This is a genomic window from Microbacterium sp. BF1 (genome assembly GCF_019279095.1).
GTDB classification, from domain to species: domain Bacteria; phylum Actinomycetota; class Actinomycetes; order Actinomycetales; family Microbacteriaceae; genus Microbacterium; species Microbacterium maritypicum.
The window spans coordinates 1-1,931 of the sequence record NZ_JAGYWT010000462.1 but is presented as its reverse complement, the minus strand read 5'-3'; the positions used below and the strand labels follow the sequence as shown (position 1 = coordinate 1,931).

Genomic DNA, 1,931 nt, shown 5'->3' with positions numbered 1-1,931 from the left:
ATCCGAGCACCGGCGCCGTGCAGGCGCGCGTGCCGCTCGCCTCGGCCGACGAGGTGCTCGGATCGAACACGTCGGCGAACCGACCGGAGTCGGGAGTGAGAAGCGATCCGCCCACGAAGTGCGGGATAGTACGAGTCATTGTGTGACATCCCTCCGTGCCGTCGTTGGCACATTGGGGAGTTTACTCGGAGGGCCGGACATTTACTAGGACATCCTTGCATTCCGCGCGCACGGCGGCGTCTGCGTCGATCGAGGTTGTTCGCGCCGTGTTCACCGCCGCGTCATCTCGACCGGGTACAACTGCAGGTGCGCGGACAGAGACTCAGACCGGATCGGGTGTCACGTCTACCGCGCACACGGTGAGCGCTCTCGCTCCCGTCGCGGCTCCACGCCGCGAGACCCCCGCCGAATCGGGTCGGCGGGGGTCCTCCTCGTGGAGGCGGGAGCGGCCGGGAGCACGCCGCATCCGAATTAGAATCGACGGTGCGCCGCCACCCTTGGCGCATCCGCTTCGACGCCCCGACCCCGGGCGCCCGTTCCCCGAGGACCCCACCATGTCCGAACCCCTCACCGTGTCCATTCGCCGCGAAGTCGACCCCGAGCGCATCGTCGAGGCGACCGCCTGGGTGCAGACGGGGGTGAACCTCGCGACGAAGTACCCGGGCTTCCTCGGCTCCGGCTGGGTGCGCGCCGGCGAGGACTCGCAGGTGTGGCACATGCTCTACCGGTTCGCGAGCGAGGACTCGCTCACCGCCTGGGAGCAGTCGGCAGAGCGGGCCTGGTGGCTGTCGATGGGCCAGGGCTTCGTGCGCAGCGAGCGCTCCAAGCGCCGCACCGGGATCGAGGGCTGGTTCGACGAGCCGACCACCGGCACGATCACGCTGCCGTCCGCCGACGGCACGACCGAGACGGTCACCGTCGCCCCCGCTCCCCCGCGGTGGAAGCAGGCGACCTCGATCTGGCTGGGCTTCTTCCCCGTGAACCTCGCGTTCACCTACGCGATGAGCCCCGTGCCGGGGTGGAACGAGCTGCCGATCTGGGCGCGGGTGCTGGCCACCACCCTCGTGCTCACGCCGATCATGGCGTACTGGGTGCTGCCGTTCGTGACCCGGTCCCTGCGGAGCTGGCTCACCCGCTGACCGCGACGCTCAGACCGCGACGTGCCGCTCGTCCGGGCCGTCGTAGTGCGACAGCGGACGGATCAGCGCGTTGGATCCGGCCTGCTCGATCACGTGCGCGGTCCAGCCCGTCACCCGCGCCGCCACGAACAGCGGCGTGAAGGTCAGCGTGTCGAAGCCGATCAGGTTGTAGGCCGGGCCCGAGGGGTAGTCGAGGTTCGGGTAGATGCCCTTGCGCGCCACGAACTCCGACTCGAGAGCGTCGTACAGAGCGGCGACGTCGGCGCGGTCGTAATGCTCCACGAGAGTGTCGAGCGCGGCCTTCATGGTCGGCACACGCGAGTCTCCCTTCTTGTAGACGCGGTGCCCGAAGCCCATGATCTTGCGCTTCTCGGCGAGTGCTTTATCGAGCCACGGCACGACGTTCTCGGCCGTGCCGATGTCGTCGAAGATGTGCAGCACGGCCTCGTTGGCGCCACCGTGCAGCGGACCCTTGAGCGCGCCGATCGCGCCGACGACCGCCGAGTAGATGTCGCTCAGGGTCGAGGTGATCACGCGCGCGGTGAACGTGGAGGCGTTGAAGGAGTGCTCGGCGTAGAGGATCATCGAGCGGTTGAAGGCATCCACCACAACGTCGTCCGCCTCTTCGCCGAACGTCATCCAGAGGAAGTTCGCGGAGTAGTCGAAGCAAGGTGCAGCTGGTCGGCGACGACCTGTTCGTCACCAACCCGCAGCGTCTCGCCGACGGCATCAAGCGCGGCGTCGCGAACTCGCTGCTCGTCAAGGTCAACCAGATCGGCACGCTCACCGAGA

The 1,931-nt window shown here is 68.1% G+C and carries 1 protein-coding gene and 2 pseudogenes; 2 read left to right on the top strand and 1 reads right to left on the bottom strand.

Translation table 11 applies throughout. The features are described 5' to 3' along the window. Window positions 1-554: 554 nt before the first annotated feature. Window positions 555-1,139 (top strand): antibiotic biosynthesis monooxygenase, encoded by a 585-nt coding sequence (locus tag KZA10_RS13650; RefSeq protein ID WP_055866086.1) that lies wholly within the window; start codon window positions 555-557, stop codon window positions 1,137-1,139. 9 nt (window positions 1,140-1,148) lie between these two features. On the opposite strand, the pseudogene KZA10_RS13645 reads toward KZA10_RS13650, so the two are convergent. Continuing rightward, window positions 1,149-1,802: pseudogene (locus KZA10_RS13645) on the bottom strand (citrate/2-methylcitrate synthase); the annotation flags it as partial. 2 nt (window positions 1,803-1,804) lie between these two features. On the opposite strand from KZA10_RS13645, the pseudogene KZA10_RS13640 reads away from it, so the two are divergent. Beyond that, a pseudogene (locus KZA10_RS13640) lies at window positions 1,805-1,931 on the top strand (hypothetical protein); the annotation flags it as partial.